Below are 17,900 nucleotides of genomic sequence, written 5' to 3' on the forward strand. Positions count from 1 at the left end.
AGATATACTTGGTTTTATGAAACCACGGGTTCCGACGTTGACACCGCTTCTTCGCTCGGACACACAAGGACGCATGCTCGCGGCACTCTACCTGAACCCTGAGCGCGAATACCGCGCCACCGAACTCGCGCGCGAAGCGCAGGTTAGCCTGCCGACAATTCTTCGGGATATCGATCGGCTAGCGGAATCTGGATACATCACCGAGCGCACTTCAGGACGCAACCGATACCTGCGGGTCAATATCGAGCATCCAATCTTCGAGTCGCTAGCCTCGGTGCTTCGCTACGCGTACGGTCCGCTCGCAATACTGCCCCCGCTACTCGGCGCCATCCCTGATGTTACCGAGGCCTACATCTTCGGCTCCTGGGCAGCCCGCTACCAGGGAACCACCGGCCCCGACCCGCACGACATCGATGTCATTGCCATCGGGGATGCTGACCGCATGAAGATCTACGAAGCCGCGAGCGAAGCAAGCTCGCAAATGGGACGAGAAGTAAACATCCGCGCTGTGAGCGACGCGGACTGGCGCAACACTAACGATCTATTCATAAGAACGATCAAAAGTGGCTCGCTAATTAGCCTCCCCATTGACGGAGACTCCGAGTGATCGCTCGCTGGGAACAGGGTAGAGCGACCATCGAGGCGATGCCGACATTCGGTAGCTAAAACTGCGCCGGAATTGCGCCACTAACCGAGCTAGGCGCGGTACTACCCAAGCTTCGCGACTTGCTGCAGGAAAGCATCCACAAGGTCGGCCGTGCGCTGGCCCGCGATGCTTTCTTCGGCGCTCGTTTGGGCAAGCATGATCTCGGGATTTTGACCGTCGGCGATGACTTCGTTGATGCCGCCCTGATCAAGCCAGCCCTTCAAGATGGCGGTGTTGAGTTCGGGATGGAACTGCACGGCAAGGCTGCGGCCATAGGTGAATGCTTGGGGCGCAACAGGGTTGCGGGCGATCTCGACGGCGCCTTCGGGCATCGTCCACTGGTCGTAGTGAAACTGGAACCACGGGCCGTTAGAGACCAAAGACGTGTCGTCGCTGTGGATCGGCGTCCAGCCTATTTCGGCCTTCACTCCGCGGGCAACGGTTCCGCCGAGCGCGCGAGCAATCAGTTGACCACCAAAGCAGATACCGAGCACCGGGATGTCCGCCTCGATTGTTGTGCGAACCCACTCAAGTTCGGGCGCCAACCAACGGCCGATGCAGGCGTCATCCCACGCACCCCACGGCGCACCCATCGGGATTACGAGGTCGTACTGGGAAGCATCCGGAAATTCAAAGTCCACATTGGGGTTCTCGAAGTTCTCTTCGGTGACGACCATGATTTCGTCAATCTCGAAACCGCGTTCGCGGAGGCGATCGCCCACTGGCCCGCTCGCAGTGACGTGATCGTGCTGCACGAAAAGCGCTCTCATCTGTATACCTTTCGGGTAAATTCTCGCGAGGAGTGGACAGCTACACCGCTGTGTGGCTTAGTATCGCACTAATCGTTCAGTGCCGAACGATTTATTTCCGGAGGAAGAATGACTCTCGACATAACAGCACTTCAAGCAGACTTGCAGGCCAAAGGGATCGATGTTTTGCGCCTGATTTTCCCGGACGTACTGGGAATCACCCGCTCCAAGGATCTCCTCGTCAGCCAACTGCACCACACCAAGTCTCCTATGTTCTGCCAGGGCGTGTGGGTCACCACCACGGGCGGTGATGTGCTCGACGGCAACGACATCATGTCGTCCGGCCTCCCCGATCTCCTCACCCAGATTGATCCCAACACGCTCACGATGATGCCGTGGGAACCGGGTGTCGCGATGGTCGTCGGTGATGCGTTCAACCCCGACCAGAGCGTCAGCGAAGTCGCACCACGCTCCGTGCTACACAGCGTGATCGCCCAGTACACAGCACTCGGCCTCACTCCGACCCTCGGCCCCGAGCTCGAGTTCTATATCGCCAACTACGACGAGGAAAATGGCTGGAGCCGCAGCCTCAGCCGCACAGGCCGCGTTTATACAACCGGCGAAAGCGTCGACCCCGGCGGCCAGTTCCTTCACCTCATGCGCATGCTCGACGGCATGGACATCGGCGTCTTCGCCGGCAACCACGAATTCAGCCCATCGCAGTACGAGATCAACCTCTGGCACAGCGAAGCACTGGATGCCGCTGACCGCACCTTCCTCTTCAAGACCGCCGTGCGCGACATCGTTGCTCACACCGGCAAGCACGCCCTCTTCGTTGGCAAGCCCTGGGACGACGAAGGCGGCAGCGGATTCCACCTGCACTTCTCCGTCGTTGACGAACAAGGGAACAACATCATGTCGGATGGCGGCCAAGGCCTCTCCGAAATCGCCAACCACATGATTGCGGGCATCCTCGAAAACGCTGGAGCGATCGCAGCACTCTCGAACCCCACCGTGAACGCCTACAAGCGCCTCGGCCCAGACACGCTGGCTCCGTACCGCGCAAACTGGGGCCACGACAATCGCAGCGCGATGCTGCGGGTACCGCCCGAGCGCGGCGGCGGCACGCGACTGGAAATGCGACTCGGAGACAGTGCGGCGAACCCGTACCTGCTGATCGCGTCCGTACTGGCAGCCGGGCTTGATGGCATCACACGGAGCCTCACAGCCCCAGCACCGGTCGCAGGTTGGGCTTACGAAGACAACTCCGCCCCAATCCTGCCGATGACCCTCAGCGCAGCCCTAGACGCGCTGGATGCCGACACTGTCATGCGCAACGCGATGGGCAGCACCATCATCGACGTCTTCAGCGTGCTCAAGCGTGACGAAGTGAGGCGCTACGAAGGGTCAGTCGCGGATAACAACACTCGCGACGTGAGCCAGTGGGAGATCGACGAATACTTCGCCGACTACTAAACCGCGCATGATCGTGTGGGCCTTCGGTGCCGCCTCTTGACAGGGTGTCAGTCGTCGGCGGCACACTAAGTTCATGACAAATATCGCGTTGTTTCATTCTGTGCTTGGCGCGCGACCCGGATTTCACGCTGCAGCAGAGCGGCTGCGCGCTGAGGGCCACGACGTCACGGCTGTTGATCAGTACGACGGCCGCACCTTCGATGCGGAGTCCACCGAACTGCTGTGGTCGCGCGTTCTGCCCTTCTGCGCCTCTCCCCCGGCCTAGTTCAGCTAGACCGCGTTCGAGCGGTCGGCGAGCAGGTCGCCACCGTTGAAGGTGACACCGAGTTCGCGGTAGTAGCCGCCGAGAATTTCTTCGACGGGCAAAATCGAGTGCAATTCGTCCCACTGGGAATCACCCAAGTGGAGCTCCGCGTCGCCCTTCCATGCCTGGCCGAGGTCGACATCCGTGCCGCCCATCGTGATGAGCTGGTCGAGCGACATGCCGCCGCCCTCCTTGATCGATGGCATGAAACGGCTGTGAAGCATCTTGTGACCATTGACGAAGCCGTTGCCTTCAGCAGGCTCGCGCAAGGTCACGACGGCCGAGGCAAGACGGTGGTCGTAGGCCGAAACTGACGCACCAAACTGGCCGCCGTTTTCGAGCTTGGGCGTTGCTTTGCCGTGGTTGAACACGCGAGTGACCGCGATGTTGCCGAGCTTCTTGGGGTAGCCCTGGAACCAGCCTCGGCCAATGGCAAAGTCTTTTGTGACCCAGATAGCAACGCAGCGACTGTAGGTCTCGCCTTTGTAGGAGCAGCGCACCACCATGAATGCTTCGAGGTACTGCGAGCGCACCGGGTCAAGGAGTTCGAGACCCCCTGAGCTGCAGGACTGCCAGTCGGCCCAGATCATGGCGACGGCGCCTGGTCGGTCTGGGGCGAGGTCGATATCGGGCGGAAGAATCGCACGTACGTTGGCTGGATCGGTCAGATACTCGACGGTGAGTAGCGTTCCCGAGTAGTACCAGGGCATCTCAGGCACGAGCGAACTCGACCCTTGCGGTGTGAGCGGCGGGAGAAATCCTTTGAGTTCGGTCATGCGCCAGAGTGTAGCCCAGAACAGTTCGTATCCGAATGAATTTCAAAAATCGCTTGACGTGGAGGGTCAACCTTCGCCATTGTGGAACCCAACTCGTTCGGATACGGACGACTTGATTCAGAACTCAACGAGGAGTTTCACTATGGCGCTTGACCAAAAAACCCAGGAAAGCCCCGATCGCACCCTCCGAAAAGGGCAACTTGGCGTAATCGGAATCGTCTTCTTTGTCGTAGCCGCCGCTGCGCCGCTGGTCGGAATGACCGGCGCAGTACCCGTAGCAATCGTGCTCGGCAACGGAGCCGCCGCCCCCGGCGCCTACCTATTCGCCGGCATCATCCTGCTGCTGTTTAGTGTCGGCTATGCCGCAATGAGCCAACGTGTGACCAACACGGGAGCGTTCTTCGCCTACATCGGTCGCGGACTCGGTCGCAATGCTGGAATCGCCGCGTCATTCGTTTCGGTGCTCGCCTACCTCACGATTCAGCTCGCGATCTACGGATTCTTTGGTGGCCTCATGGAGGCACAAGTCGGAGTGCTCCCCTGGTGGGGCTGGACTTTTGTCGCGTGGCTCGTCGTCACTGCCCTTTCGCTCCTACGCGTCGATGTCGGCGCCAAGTTGCTCGGTGTGTTGATGCTCGCAGAACTCACCGTGCTCGTGATCGCGGCTGTTGCCATCCTCATCGATGGTGGCCCTGAGGGCCTCAACTTCGGTGCCTCGTTCTCGCCTGACCTGATTCTGGCAGGCGGCCTTGCCGGTTCCGCCGGAATCGCCTTCGCCTTCGCCTTCGCCTCATTCATCGGCTTTGAAGCGACCGCGATCTACGGTGAAGAGAGTAAGAACCCGAAGCGTGCAGTACCACGGGCAACTTACCTCGCTGTCGGCGTCATCACCGTACTCTTCGCTGTAACCGCCTTCGCACTCGTCACCGGGATGGGTGCCTCGAACGTGATCGAGGAAACGCTTGCGCGCTCTGAAGGCCTCGAAAACCCGGCGGGCGTGCTCTTCTCGCTCGCTAGCGAATACGTCGGCCCGTGGCTCGCGACCGTGATGGGCATCCTCGTACTCTCAAGCCTGTTCGCTGGACTGCTCGCGTTCCAGAACGCAGCAAGCCGCTACCTCTTCGCCCTCGGTCGTGGTGGCGTGATTGCGAGCTCGGCGGGAACCGTAAATGGTCGCGGAGCTCCCGGCCGCGCATCCATCATCGTGTCAATCATTACCGGCATCGTGATGATCCTGTTCGCCGCCTTCCAGCTCGACCCCATCGGCAACATGTTCTTCTGGTTCAGCGGCCTCGCGGTCGTTGCGATCGTGCTGATTGAAGCGCTCGTGTGTATTGCGATCATCCGCTTCTTCGTGCAAAACAAGGGCACCGAGAACGTGTTCGTCACAATGGTTGCGCCGATCCTGGCCTTCATCGGTCTCGTGCTCGCCGAATACCTGCTGATGTCGCGCTTTGGTCTGCTCGCCGGTGAGCTCACCCTCTCCGCAGGAGTCGACCCCACGGTTACCGCATTCGGACTCAACACCTTCGGTTGGTTCCTCGTGCTCTCACCATTTATCGTTCTCGTGATCGGCTACATCGTGTCGCTGGTGCGCAAGAACCTCAACGAAGAACTGCTTCAGGATGTAATTTCCTAAGCCGCACTCGACGGGCCCTGACACTGCGGTGTCGGGGCTTTTCGGCGTTAAGGAGTTGCGCCGGTCGCGACGGGACGTTCTGGCTGATTTGCCCACGCCGACCATGAACCGGGGAAGAGCGCCGGACGGAAGCCCGCAACAGTCAGGGCCAGCGCATCGTGTGCCGCCGTGATTCCGGAACCGCAATACACACCGACCGCGCGATCAACACTGACACCGAGCGCCTCGTAGCGCTCTCGCAACGTATCGTCGTCGAGAAAGTGGCCAGCGGCATCCAAGTTGCCTGAGGTTGGGGCGCTGATGGCTCCGGGAATATGCCCGGCACGCGGATCGATCGGTTCAGCTTCACCGCGGTAGCGTTCGCCCGCACGGGCATCCAGCAGCACTCCACTCTCGGGCAGCGAGGCCGCGTCGTCGGCACTGAGCACAGGTTCGTGTCCCGCGCTGAGCGTGATGGTGCCCGGGCTGACGCTCCTCATGTCGTCGGCACCGGTGGCGAGTGGATGCCCGGCCGCCGTCCATGCGGGCAGCGCACCGTCGAGCACGCGCACGTCGGCGACACCCATGTAGCGCAGCAGCCACCAGGCGCGGCCTGCGGCGAGGCTATTCCAATTGTCGTACACAACAACCGTTTCGCCGCCGTTAAGGCCCCAGGCGCGTGCGGCCGTCTGAAAGTCCTCGACCGTGGGCAGTGGATGACGCCCCTCAGCCGGTTCGCCGTGACGAGCCAGCTCGGTGTCGAGATCAACATACACGGCACCCGGAACGTGGCCACCTTCATAGAGAGGTAGCCCAGCAGGCCCGCCCAAACTCCAGCGCACATCGAGCAGCCGAATTGGTGCTCCCCCGTTAGCGGCTTCGTGGAGCAGCGCAGCAAGTTCGTTCGCGGTGACAAGGGGGTGGGGCATCCGAGGCTCCGATCATTGGGGTAGCTCCATGATCGCACTCACCACAGGCGGTTCTCGCCCGCTTGGATGTGTTCCCATCGACCAAGTGAACACGGCCGATGGGAACACAACACTTAGTTAGCTAGCTGCGGGGTTCGTCGCGCCCATCGCTTGCGAGGAGCTCCTCTTCAAGAGCACCACCGTAGCCATCCTTCTGCGGGTCTCCGTGCAGACCACCGGAGATCGCATATTCCTCCTCTGGCGAGAGCACGAGACGCTTGCGTCCGTAGAAGGCGAAGATGACAAGCATGACGATGTAGACCACGGCGATCGCAGCAATGGCCGGACGAGCCGGTTCGTTGATGAAGAACCCGAAGAAGATCGCGAGCGAAAGAACACCGCCGATGATCGCGCCGGGTACACCCCAGGGGCTCCGGTACGGGCGGCTCGCGTTCGGGAACTTCTTGCGCAGGATCAGGAACGAAACCATCTGTAGCACGTAGGCAATTACCGCACCCCAGACCGCGATGTTCAACACGATTGCGCCAGCCACGCCGTCTGCGCCGCCGAGCGAGTCCACGAGCACCAAAGCGACGAATCCGATGATGGCACCGACGAGCAGTGCGACGGCGGGAGTCTGGCGCTTACCGGTGAGCGAGAGGAACTTCGGGTAGTAGCCAGCCCGTGAGAGCGAGTACATGTTGCGCCCGTAAGCGAACATGATCCCCTGCAGCGACGCGAGCAGCCCGACCAGTGCGAACAATGCGAGCGCCGCCGCGGCCTGGTCGCCGACCATCGCACGGAAGCCGTCGAGGAGAGGTTCGCCCGACTCAGCGGTCTTCGATGCACCGACAATGCCCGTGTTGAGAAATAGCACCAGCAGACCCGTGATGATCAGAGTGGTGCGGGCAATCAATCCAGCCTTCGGGATGTCGCGAACGGGGTTGTGCGCCTCTTCAGCGGCGAGCGGGAGTTCCTCAATACCGAGGAAGAACCACATCGCGTAGGGAAGGGCGAACAGGATCGGAATCACGCCGTGAGGCAAGAACGCCGACTGGCCGGGGTCAGGAGCGATGTCGAAGAGGTTATCCCAGCTGAACAGCCCCGAGAATGCCGCCATTGCCGAGAAGACGAGAAGGATAGCAATCGACAGGATTGCGACAGTGATAGCAAATTTGAAAGAGATGGCGGCGCCGGCGGAGTTGAGTCCGATGAATACGACGTACAGGATCAACCACCAGACAGGCGCGGGAAGCGAGAAGCCAAGAAGCTCACTGGTAATGCCATCCGCATAGGACGCAGAGAAGTAGACAATGACCGCGGTGGTGGCAACGTATTCGATCGTCTCGGCCAGGCCGGTGACGAAACCGCCCCACGGTCCCATTGCTGCTCGGGCGAAGGAATACGCGCCTCCCGTGTGTGGCATGGCCGAGGCCATCTCACCAATGCTGAAGATCATGCCGTAGTACATGAAGACCAGCAGGGCAAAGGCGATCAGCATTCCTCCGAAGCCGGCGAAGCCGATGCCGAAGTTCCAGCCGGAGAAGTCCCCGGAGATAACCGCTGCTACGGCGAGACCCCAGAGGCCCCAGATCCCGGCGGTACGTTTGAGGGTGCGTTTCTCGAAGTACCCGGCCTCGGCCGTGGTGTACTTCACCCCGGAGACGTTCAGCGTGTCTTTGGACATCCTGTTTCCTTTGCGCTCTGGTTGCGCGCGCCGACGGGTCGGCCACACAACGCTGTGAGAATACCTGCGACGACTATACGGGTATCAATGGTTGCTGACTACCCATAATCAGCATAAATTTTCCCTGCGGCCGCGATAATTGTGGGGACAGCATCCACTCATCTGTGATCTAATGGTCGGAAAGCGCACCATTTGACCGTCTCAATGAGGAGAAATTCATGACCCACGGCTCCGGAAACCTCACGCTCGAAGAACTCTCAGCAGACGTCGCCACTGGCGCCATCGACACGGTTCTCGTGGCGTTCACCGATATGCAGGGGCGTCTGGTGGGCAAGCGCCTCTCGGCGAGACTCTTCCTCGAAGATGCCGCTTCTCACGGCGCGGAGTGCTGCAACTATCTGCTCGCCGTCGATGTGGACATGAACACGGTTGACGGTTACGCCATGTCGAGCTGGTCGCGCGGCTACGGCGACATGGTCATGCTCCCCGATCTGGCCACTCTTCGTCGTGCGCCCTGGCTTCAGGCCACGGCCCTCGTCACCGCTGATCTCCGCTGGCACGACGAATCACCCGTTGCACCCTCGCCCCGTCAGATCCTCAAGGCCCAGCTCGAGCGTCTCGCTGAGCGTGGCCTGGACACCTTCGTCGCCACCGAACTCGAATTCATCGTCTTCGATGACAGTTACCGGGAGGCGTGGAAGAAGGGTTACCGCGCACTGGCCACCGCCAGCGATTACAACATCGACTACAACGTGTTGGCCTCGACCCGAATGGAACCGCTCCTCCGCGACATTCGTAACGGCATGGATGGCGCCGGAATGTACTGCGAAGGCGTCAAAGGCGAGTGCAACCTCGGCCAGCAAGAAATCGGATTCCGGTACGCATCCGCACTAGACACTTGCGATAACCACTCGATCTACAAGAACGGCGCGAAAGAGATCGCCGACGCGCACGGCAAGAGCCTCACCTTCATGGCGAAGTTCGATGAGCGTGAAGGCAACAGCTGCCACATTCACATCAGCCTTCGCGGAACAGATGGCACTGCAGTCTTTGCCGACAAAGATGCCGAACACGGCATGTCAAAGATGTTTCGTCACTTCATTGCTGGCCAGCTCGCCGTAATGCGTGAGCTGACCCTCTTCTCTGCACCGAACATCAACTCCTATAAGCGTTACGTTCCGGGAAGCTTCGCCCCCACCGCGCTGGCCTGGGGTCTCGACAATCGCACCTGCGCGCTGCGTGTGGTTGGCCAGGGCCTGGGAATGCGGGTTGAGAACCGCGTGCCCGGCGGCGACGTCAACCAGTACCTGGCGGTCAGCGCCCTCATCGCGGCCGGTCTCTACGGAATCGATAACGAGCTTGAGCTTGAGGATGCCTACGCGGGCAATGCCTACACGAGCGACGTCGCTCGCGTACCGGCAACGTTGCGGGAAGCCACGGAGCTGTTCGCGGCGTCGACATTCGCCCGCGAAGCGTTCGGCGACGAAGTAGTCGACCACTACCTCAATAACGCCGCGATCGAGTTGGCAGCCTACAACTCCGCAGTGACCGACTGGGAAAAGGTGCGCGGCTTTGAACGTCTCTGATCGGCCCCTTATCGGCCTGACCACCTACCTCGAGCAGTCCCAGACCGGCGTCTGGGATGTTCCGGCAGCGTTCTTGCCGAAGGCATACTTTGAGGCCGTCACGCGGGCCGGCGGCATCGCGGTGCTGCTTCCACCCCAGCCCGTCAGCCCCGAGATCGCCCGCCGGGTGCTCCACGGACTCGACGGATTGATCATCACCGGCGGCAAGGATTTCAACCCGGCTCGCTACGGCCAAGAACCCCACCCGACCACGGACGCACCTCGTCTCGACCGTGACGCGTGGGAAGACGAGCTCCTTCGCCAGGCGCTCGATGCTGACCTTCCATTCCTCGGCATTTGCCGGGGGGCGCAAGTGCTCAATGTGGCCCTCGGCGGCACCCTGCACCAGCACCTCCCCGACATCGTCGGCCACACCAGGTATCAGGCTGGCGGTGGAGTCTTCAACCACGTGCCGGTCGAGCTCGAAGGGGATTTGCTCACTCGAGCGATGCTCGGAGGCCAGCCTGCACCGCTGGTCGTCCCGGTGTACCATCACCAGTCCATCGACCGCCTCGCCGACGGACTCGTTGTCTCGGCGCGCACCAGCGACGGCGTGATTCAGGCTGTCGAACTGCCGGCGGCTACTTTCGGGGTTGCCGTGCAGTGGCATCCGGAGGCAGCACCAGAAGACATCCGACTGTTCGAGGGCCTAGTGGATGCGGCCCGACACTACCGAAAGGCTCTCGCGTGAGCACCTATACCGTCATCAACCCAGCGAATGAGACCGAGATCGGCGTTGTCGATCTGCTCGGCATCGAGGCCACGGACGAGGCAATCGCCCGGGCCGCCGTCGCACAAAAGGCGTGGGCGCAGGTCTCCCCCGCAGACAAATCTCTGCTGCTGCGTCGTTTCGCGCAGACCGTAGACGGAGACCTCGAAAACCTTGCCGCACTGGAGGTCAGCAACTCCGGTCATCCGATCTCGCAGGCTCGTTGGGAAGCCGGCCACGTGCGCGACGTTCTTAATTACTACGCGGCAGCACCCGAGCGGATGTTCGGCCAGCAAATTCCCGTGGCGGGCGGCATCAACGTCACGTTCCACGAACCCCTCGGCGTCGTCGGTGTCATTACTCCGTGGAACTTCCCGATGACCATCGCGGCCTGGGGTTTCGCCCCAGCACTCGCGGCAGGCAACGCCGTGTTGCTGAAGCCCGCCGAGTGGACGCCGCTGACCAGCATCCGTCTGGGCGAACTCGCGCTCGAAGCCGGCCTGCCTGAGGGCCTGTTCCAGGTCTTGCCTGGCAAGGGCTCCGTTGTGGGCGAGCGATTCGTCACCAATCCCACTGTGCGCAAAGTCGTGTTCACCGGGTCGACCGCCGTGGGCAAGCAGATCATGGCCGGATGCGCCGACCAGGTGAAGCGGGTGACGCTAGAGCTCGGCGGCAAGAGCGCCAACATCGTGTTCGCCGATGCCGATCTGGAGAAAGCTGCTGCTGCGGCACCGTACGGAGTGTTCGAGAACGCCGGCCAAGACTGCTGTGCCCGCAGCCGCATCCTCGTGGAACGCAGCGCCTATGACCGTTTCATGGAACTCCTCGAACCTGCTGTTGCCGGCGTGCGCGTGGGAGACCCTGGCGACGAAGCGACCGAAATGGGTCCGCTGGTCTCGGCGAAGCACTTGGCTTCAGTGCAGTCGTACGTTCCGGCAGACGCTCCCGTCGCGTTCCGGGGTTCTGCGCCAGAGGGCCCGGGCTACTGGTTCGCGCCAACCGTGTTGACTCCTCAGTCACGCAATGACCGTTGCGTGACTGACGAGATCTTCGGACCCGTCGTGACCGTGCTCCCCTTCGACGATGAGACCGATGCGTTGCAGCTGGCCAATGACTCCGAGTACGGGTTGTCTGGCTCCATCTGGACGAGGGATATCAGCCGCGCAATCCGAGTGTCCCGCGGAGTCGAGGCGGGCAACCTGTCGGTCAACTCGCACGCGTCCGTGCGCTACTCCACGCCGTTCGGCGGCTTCAAGCAATCGGGCCTCGGGCGCGAGCTCGGCCCCGATGCACCGCTGAACTTTACCGAAACTAAGAACGTTTTTATTGCCGTCGACTGACAACCCCACCCCTTTTCACTCAAGGAGCATCGAATGAGCATCACCCCTATTGACCTTACCCAGCGTCTCGCCGGCAAAGTCGCCGTCATCACCGGCGGAGCGAGCGGAATTGGTCTCGCCACCGCCCGACGGTTCGCAGCCGAGGGCGCAACCGTCATCATCGGCGACATGGACGAGACAACGGGCCTCGCTTCTGCCGAACTCGTTGGCGGACACTTCATCAAGGTCAACGTGACGGATGAGGAACAGGTGAACGCACTGTTCGACACCACCGCCAGCACTTATGGGTCAGTCGATATTGCGTTCAATAACGCTGGGATCTCGCCTCCCGAGGACGACTCAATCGTCACCACGGAACTGCCAGCGTGGGAAAAGGTGCAAGACGTCAACCTTAAGTCGGTGTACCTTTGCTGCCGTGCCGCTCTCCGGCACATGGTCAAGCAAGGGAAGGGGTCAATCATCAACACGGCCTCCTTCGTTGCCATTATGGGATCGGCGACCAGCCAGATTTCCTATACCGCCTCCAAGGGTGGCGTGCTCGCGATGAGCCGTGAGTTGGGCGTGCAATTCGCCCGAGACGGAATACGCGTCAATGCGCTCTGCCCTGGGCCGACGAGCACACCCCTGCTTCAGGAACTTTTCGCGAAGGATCCCGAGCGCGCAGCTCGTCGCCTCGTGCACATCCCGATGGGACGTTTCGCCGAGGCAGAGGAACTTGCAGCCGCGGTTGCATTCTTGGCCAGCGATGACTCCTCGTTCATTACCGCCTCGACGTTCATCGTCGACGGCGGTATCAGCTCCGCCTACACAACTCCCCTGTAATGGATGAGCCAGCCGGTCTCCACGGTGAGTTGCTGCTGCGCCCTGTGCGTGGTGGCAACTCATTTGAGGAGACCGTTCAGCGGCTGCTGCAGACGGTGCGCCTCGGCTTAGTCGGGCCGGGTGAACGCCTTCCCGCCGAACGTGAACTCGCAACCATGCTCTCGGTTAGTCGCGATACCGTGCGCGACGCCATCGCCTCCCTCAGCGACGCCGGGTATCTCGTATCCCGGCGCGGTCGGTATGGGGGAACGTTCGTCAGCGAGGTTCTGCCGACACACACTCCAGGAGCGCACCAGGACGATGCGTTGGAACCCGCACGCGACCTCTCGCCAGAAGTCATCGAAGATACGCTCACCTTGCGCGAGATCCTCGAGGTGGGTGGCGCGCGTCACGCGGCCGGCCGCGCCCTCACTCCCAGCGAACGCGAACTGCTCTGGCTGAGCCTCGTCGAGGCGAACGAAGCGACCGACGAGGAGTACCGCCGTCTTGATTCGCGCTTCCACCTCATGGTTGGTGAGCTAGCCGGGTCGGCCTCGCTGACTCCGCTCATCGCCGATGTGCGGATGCGCGTCAACGAGCTGCTCGACAACATCCCCTCGCTCGGGCCGAACATCGCCCACTCCAACACCCAGCACGAGCAAATCGCCATCGCAATCCTCACCGGCCGTCCGGATGCCGCCGCTCAGGCGATGACCGAGCACCTCGCGGGCACGGCGCTACTGCTGCGCGGGTTCCTCGAGTAGCGCCTCGCATGGAGTCCAGTCACTCGGCGGGCACGCCCAGAACGATGAATTTCGGCATACGCTGAAGTCATGCTCACGCCACCAGAAGCCGCGAAGGTTCCCACCGAACGCATCCACCACGGCGATCACTACGTCGACAATTACGAGTGGATGCGCGACAAAGAGAGTCCCGATACCCTCGCGCACCTCCATGCCGAGAACGCCTTCACGTCAGCGCGCACGAGCCACCTCAGCGTGCTGCAGGAGCAGATCTTTGAAGAGATCAAGGCTCGCACGCTGGAGACGGATCTGAGTGTTCCCGTGCGCCGCGGCCAGTGGTGGTATTTCAACCGCACCGAAGAAGGCAAGCAGTACTCGATTCACTGCCGTGCGCCGATCACCGGTGCCGACGACTGGACTCCGCCGACGATTGCTGCGCCAGACGCAACGGCGGGCACAACCGCAGGCGACGACGCAGCCTCCAACGCCGCCACCGCGCCCGCCACGCTCCCCGGCGAGCAAATCCTTCTCGACAACAACATCGAAGCCGAAGGTCACGACTTCTTTAGCCTAGGCAGTTTCTCGCTCAGCGACGACGGCACCCTCCTTCTCTACGGCGTGGATGTCGAGGGCGACGAGCGTTACACGCTGCGCCTGCGCCAGCTAGGCGACTCCCCCGCTCTGACTGCGAGCGCCGCAAATGCAAGCGCAACTGCCGTCGGCGACGAGGTCACCCGCTTCAGTTCCGCCGACGACCTTCCCGATGAGATCCCCGGCACCGCTTCAGGTGCGCTGCTGGATGTCTCTGGCCACTACGTCTTCTATACGACGGTCGATGACGCGTGGCGGCCCGATACCGTCTGGCGTTACGAGCTGGGCACTGCTGGGGCATCCGCGGTCCAGGTTTTTCACGAACCAGATGAGAGTTTCTGGGTGGGCGTTGGTCGTTCGCGCAGTGGCAAGTATTTGGCGATCGAGGCCGGCTCGCGCCTGACGAGCGAGACACGCCTGCTCGACACGAGCACCCCAACCGGCGACTTCGAGGTCGTGTGGCCTCGCGAAGTTGGTGTCGAGTACGACGTTGAGCATGTGATTGTCGGCACTCAGGATCGCCTGCTGATCGTTCACAACAAAAACGCGATCAACTTTGAGCTCGTGAGTGTCGCCGCTGATGATGCTCTCGGCGAGCGCCGCGTGATTCTGCCCCACAACCAAGCCGTGCGCCTTGAGGGCGTGGATGCGTTCCGTGACTTCGTGGCCATCGAGTACCGCCGCGAAGGCCTCACCCGGGTGGCTGTGGCGATCGTCCCCAAGCATGGCGGCCGCTACGAAGACACCCCGCACGAACTGCAGTTCGACGACGAACTCTTCACCGTGGGCCTCAGTTCCAACCCCGAATGGAACCAGCCGAGCATCCGCCTCAGCTATGGAAGTTTCGTGACCCCCACCATCGTTTACGACTACCTGGTGGATGACAACGAGCTGCTGCTGCGCAAACAGCAGCCGGTGTTGGGCCGCTTCGATCCCGCGCTGTACACACAGCATCGGGAGTGGGCCACCGCATCCGATGGCACTCGCGTGCCGATCTCGCTCGTATACCGCAACGACCTCGTGGCTCCCGGAAACCCTGCACCTACCGTGCTCTACGGCTACGGGTCTTACGAGATCAGTATCGACCCCGGCTTCGCGGTCGGTCGGTTGAGCCTGCTCGACCGCGGCATGGTGTTCGCGGTCGCGCACGTACGCGGTGGTGGCGAACTCGGACGCACCTGGTATGAGGGCGGCAAGAAGCTGCACAAGCGCAACACCTTCACCGACTTTGTGGCGTGTGCCCGACACCTCATCGATATCGATGCGACCTCGAGTGACCGACTCGTTGCGGAGGGCGGAAGCGCCGGTGGCCTCCTGATGGGCGCCGTCGCCAACCTTGCCCCGCAACTGTTCTCGGGCATCCTCGCGGTCGTCCCGTTCGTTGACCCGCTCACGTCGATCCTCGACCCCTCGCTGCCGCTGACGGTGATCGAGTGGGATGAATGGGGCGACCCCCTCCACAACGAGGAGGTGTACCACTACATGAAGTCGTACTCGCCGCTCGAGAATGTGCACGATACGCATTACCCGCGCATCCTCGCCGTGACCTCGCTCAATGACACCCGCGTGCTCTACGTCGAGCCAGCCAAGTGGGTTGCCCGACTACGCGAGGTAGGGGCGGATGCTCTGCTCAAGACCGAGATGGCAGCAGGCCACGGCGGCGTCTCGGGGCGCTACGATGCGTGGCGCGAGCGTGCCTTCAACTCCGCGTGGATGATTGACGCGGCGCGCGGTTCAGCCCACTAGCGCTACTCGGTCCACCACTCGTCATACATCGACACCGGCACGGTGCGCTTATGGCGAGTGTTGAGGTACTTGGTCTCGATCTCGACGGCGACGTCGGCGGGCACGTCGCGGCCCTCGAGATAGTCGTCGACGTGCTCATACGTCACACCGAGATTGGCCTCGTCGGCCTGGCCCGGCGTGTGATCGAGTAGGTCAGCGGTCGGCACCTTCTCGTAGAGACGCTCCGGGGCGTTGAGGTGCTTGAGGAGTTGCTTGCCCTGACGCTTGGTGAGCGCCGTCAGCGGCAACAGGTCAGCGCCGCCGTCTCCGAACTTAGTGAAGAAGCCTGTGACTGCTTCGGCGGCATGGTCGGTTCCGACCACAAGATAGCCGAGCTGCCCCGCGATCGCGTACTGTGCCACCATGCGCTCCCGAGCTTTCACGTTCCCCTTGTTGAAATCTGTGATCGGCTCGCCCATGGCATCCGCAAAATCGGCAGCGATACCATCAACGGCACGCTGGATGTTGAAGGTCACCTCACGGTCAGCCTCAATAAAGTCGAGCGCCAATTGCGCATCGTCCTCGTCGTGTTGCACTCCGTGCGGAAGTCGCACCGCCACAAACTGAGCCTCGGCACCCTCAGTACGAAGCTCGGTGACCGCCAACTGGCAGAGTCGCCCAGCCAGCGAAGAGTCCTGCCCACCGCTGATGCCCAACACGAGTCCCTTAGCGTGCGACGCCTTCAGGTACTCCTTGAGAAAGTCGATGCGCATGCGAACCTGCTCTGCAGCATCGATTGCGGGCTGGGTGTTCAAGTCGTAGATGATGCGCGCTTGCAACGGAGTCATGACTTAAATCTAACCCCCGCATCCGGCATTAGGATTATTCACTTTTGCTTTACCGCGCACTCTCAGCGGGTTAGCCTAAAAATGCAACATCCGCGAAACAAAGGGAGCCTTACGATGCTTGACCAACTGCTTCGGCCCAAGGTTGCGTTTCTTGTCGGCATCGGACTGCTCGTCGTAGGGTTCCTCTTCGAAGTTGCCATTTATCCTGCAGCCATCTATGCCGCACAGTCGATCGGCTATCCGCTCGCATCAGACTTCGCCCAAGGGCTTGTGCAAATCGTCAGCACTATCTCGTGGATCATTCGTTTCGTCGGTCCCGCGCTCATCGCTGCGTCGCTCGTGCTCCTCAAGCTCGACCGCCTGTCGGCCGCGGGAACATTTCGCCCCACACCAACCGGCGCTACGCACGACGAAGCTCACGACTAGGCAGATCCCCTTCTCGCCAGCGGGCTGCAGTCCGAGTGAGGGCTCTAGCCGAGCTCCTGAGCGATCTCCCACGGCAACCCCGACGGATCGAGAAACACCGCAGTGCGGCGACCCCACGGCCGGTCAACGGGGCCATTGATAAGTTCCACACCGTTTCTTGCAAGGGCAGCGCACACGGCATCCGCGTCATCCACGTTCACTGTCAGCATTACGGATGCGGGCGCGCCAGCGTGGGCAACAGGTGCCGGTTCGACAAGCCCGGGGGCTTCCGAGCGCGCCAACACGTTGATCACGAGCGAACCAACCCGTACCGCCGCCGACACCTCATCCTCGAAGAGAAGGGATGCCGCGAAGGTCTGGGTATAGAAATCGCGCGAGGCCACCACATCATCCGAAAAGACCGTGATTGCTTCGACATTGTTCAATGCTTCGATCACAGGCGCCTCCAGAGTCTCGGGGTCGATCGCGGCTTCAGGCGTGACTCGAACAGGGAAATAGCATGCACCCGCGCGACAGCCTCGGCAACCCTTCCGTGCAGCCGTTGGGGGCTTCTCCTCAGCCCGATCGCCTCCCTCTCCATGCAGGGCATGATCGGCGCTGCCGGGGACATAGTGCCACGAAGCTAAACCACGCCCTCCCGCTGACGCCAGCGGGCCCCAACGCAAGCCTTTGAGCTGCGCCACATTCGCCGTTGCCGAAGATTCCGCGTACGTTTTCATAGAGATCGGTTCGCCAGAGAAAGAGGTCAGTTGACGATGAGAGTTGCGATGCGCCGCCTGAGCGTGCAAATACTCGTCATCGCGGAAGGTGTCAACCTTTATGAGTCAGTTTCTTTAGCCGGTCATTGAGTTCGTTCCTTCCTTTTCGGGTTCGTTGATCCACGTCGTCGTCGGGAATGTTGGCGGCTGCGGGAGCTTCCGAACGAAGC

17 protein-coding genes are annotated in these 17,900 nt (G+C 61.6%); 11 read left to right on the plus strand and 6 right to left on the minus strand.

From position 1 onward, the window contains the following. Positions 1-73 precede the first annotated feature (73 nt). Positions 74-607 carry a hypothetical protein gene (locus ACTJJW_RS14125; RefSeq protein WP_462645714.1) on the plus strand — a complete coding sequence of 178 codons (534 nt, stop codon included), beginning with the start codon at positions 74-76 and terminating at the stop codon, positions 605-607. 101 nt (positions 608-708) lie between these two features. On the opposite strand, the gene ACTJJW_RS14130 is transcribed toward ACTJJW_RS14125, so the two are convergent. Further along, the gene (locus ACTJJW_RS14130) at positions 709-1,416 is read right to left on the minus strand and encodes a type 1 glutamine amidotransferase (RefSeq protein WP_462645716.1); all 708 of its coding nucleotides are present in this window, start codon (positions 1,414-1,416) and stop codon (positions 709-711) included. A 108-nt stretch (positions 1,417-1,524) separates the two neighbouring features. Between ACTJJW_RS14130 and ACTJJW_RS14135 the strand changes: the two genes are divergently transcribed. Both ACTJJW_RS14135 and ACTJJW_RS14140 read left to right on the plus strand, forming a co-directional pair. Then, positions 1,525-2,871 (plus strand): glutamine synthetase family protein, encoded by a 1,347-nt coding sequence (locus ACTJJW_RS14135; protein ID WP_462645718.1) that lies wholly within the window; start codon positions 1,525-1,527, stop codon positions 2,869-2,871. A 73-nt stretch (positions 2,872-2,944) separates the two neighbouring features. Continuing rightward, positions 2,945-3,136 (plus strand): hypothetical protein, encoded by a 192-nt coding sequence (locus ACTJJW_RS14140; protein ID WP_462645719.1) that lies wholly within the window; start codon positions 2,945-2,947, stop codon positions 3,134-3,136. Between the two features lie 5 nt (positions 3,137-3,141). On the opposite strand, the gene ACTJJW_RS14145 is transcribed toward ACTJJW_RS14140, so the two are convergent. Then, positions 3,142-3,951: an acetoacetate decarboxylase family protein gene (locus tag ACTJJW_RS14145; protein ID WP_462645721.1), complete on the minus strand. Its 810-nt coding sequence runs from the start codon at positions 3,949-3,951 to the stop codon at positions 3,142-3,144. 142 nt (positions 3,952-4,093) lie between these two features. Between ACTJJW_RS14145 and ACTJJW_RS14150 the strand changes: the two genes are divergently transcribed. Next, complete coding sequence (locus tag ACTJJW_RS14150; RefSeq protein WP_462645723.1) at positions 4,094-5,590, plus strand: APC family permease; 1,497 nt, start codon at positions 4,094-4,096, stop codon at positions 5,588-5,590. Positions 5,591-5,637: 47 nt separating this feature from the next. On the opposite strand, the gene ACTJJW_RS14155 is transcribed toward ACTJJW_RS14150, so the two are convergent. Further along, the gene (locus ACTJJW_RS14155; RefSeq protein WP_462645725.1) at positions 5,638-6,498 is read right to left on the minus strand and encodes a sulfurtransferase; all 861 of its coding nucleotides are present in this window, start codon (positions 6,496-6,498) and stop codon (positions 5,638-5,640) included. Between the two features lie 121 nt (positions 6,499-6,619). Then, positions 6,620-8,164 carry an amino acid permease gene (locus tag ACTJJW_RS14160; protein ID WP_462645726.1) on the minus strand — a complete coding sequence of 515 codons (1,545 nt, stop codon included), beginning with the start codon at positions 8,162-8,164 and terminating at the stop codon, positions 6,620-6,622. Between the two features lie 218 nt (positions 8,165-8,382). On the opposite strand from ACTJJW_RS14160, the gene ACTJJW_RS14165 reads away from it, so the two are divergent. The 6 genes from ACTJJW_RS14165 (at position 8,383) to ACTJJW_RS14190 (ending at position 15,719) form a co-directional block, all read left to right on the plus strand. Beyond that, a complete protein-coding gene (locus tag ACTJJW_RS14165; RefSeq protein WP_462645728.1) occupies positions 8,383-9,750 on the plus strand; it encodes a glutamine synthetase family protein in 1,368 nt (455 codons plus the stop codon). Then, positions 9,737-10,480 carry a gamma-glutamyl-gamma-aminobutyrate hydrolase family protein gene (locus ACTJJW_RS14170; RefSeq protein ID WP_343922444.1) on the plus strand — a complete coding sequence of 248 codons (744 nt, stop codon included), beginning with the start codon at positions 9,737-9,739 and terminating at the stop codon, positions 10,478-10,480. The genes ACTJJW_RS14165 and ACTJJW_RS14170 overlap by 14 nt, the downstream gene beginning before the upstream one ends. Further along, complete coding sequence (locus ACTJJW_RS14175) at positions 10,477-11,838, plus strand: aldehyde dehydrogenase family protein (RefSeq protein ID WP_462645730.1); 1,362 nt, start codon at positions 10,477-10,479, stop codon at positions 11,836-11,838. Before ACTJJW_RS14170 ends, ACTJJW_RS14175 begins: the two co-directional genes overlap by 4 nt. Before the next feature lie 33 nt (positions 11,839-11,871). Continuing rightward, positions 11,872-12,660: a 3-oxoacyl-ACP reductase gene (locus ACTJJW_RS14180; RefSeq protein ID WP_343922448.1), complete on the plus strand. Its 789-nt coding sequence runs from the start codon at positions 11,872-11,874 to the stop codon at positions 12,658-12,660. Then, positions 12,660-13,403, plus strand: a complete 744-nt coding sequence (locus ACTJJW_RS14185) for a FadR/GntR family transcriptional regulator (RefSeq protein WP_462645732.1) — start codon at positions 12,660-12,662, stop codon at positions 13,401-13,403. Before ACTJJW_RS14180 ends, ACTJJW_RS14185 begins: the two co-directional genes overlap by 1 nt. Before the next feature lie 69 nt (positions 13,404-13,472). Beyond that, a complete protein-coding gene (locus tag ACTJJW_RS14190; protein ID WP_462645734.1) occupies positions 13,473-15,719 on the plus strand; it encodes a S9 family peptidase in 2,247 nt (748 codons plus the stop codon). A 2-nt stretch (positions 15,720-15,721) separates the two neighbouring features. Here ACTJJW_RS14190 and nadE read toward each other — a convergent pair whose 3' ends face one another. Next, the gene (nadE, locus tag ACTJJW_RS14195; RefSeq protein WP_462645735.1) at positions 15,722-16,546 is read right to left on the minus strand and encodes an ammonia-dependent NAD(+) synthetase; all 825 of its coding nucleotides are present in this window, start codon (positions 16,544-16,546) and stop codon (positions 15,722-15,724) included. A 114-nt stretch (positions 16,547-16,660) separates the two neighbouring features. Here nadE and ACTJJW_RS14200 point away from each other — a divergent pair, with 114 nt between their 5' ends. Continuing rightward, positions 16,661-16,972, plus strand: coding sequence for a hypothetical protein (locus ACTJJW_RS14200; protein WP_462645737.1), 312 nt, complete (start codon positions 16,661-16,663; stop codon positions 16,970-16,972). A gap of 44 nt (positions 16,973-17,016) precedes the next feature. Here the strand turns inward: ACTJJW_RS14200 and ACTJJW_RS14205 are convergent, their stop codons facing one another. Then, a complete protein-coding gene (locus ACTJJW_RS14205; RefSeq protein WP_462645739.1) occupies positions 17,017-17,409 on the minus strand; it encodes a VOC family protein in 393 nt (130 codons plus the stop codon). Positions 17,410-17,900: the final 491 nt, after the last annotated feature.

This window comes from Rhodoglobus galactosidasius, assembly GCF_054957775.1.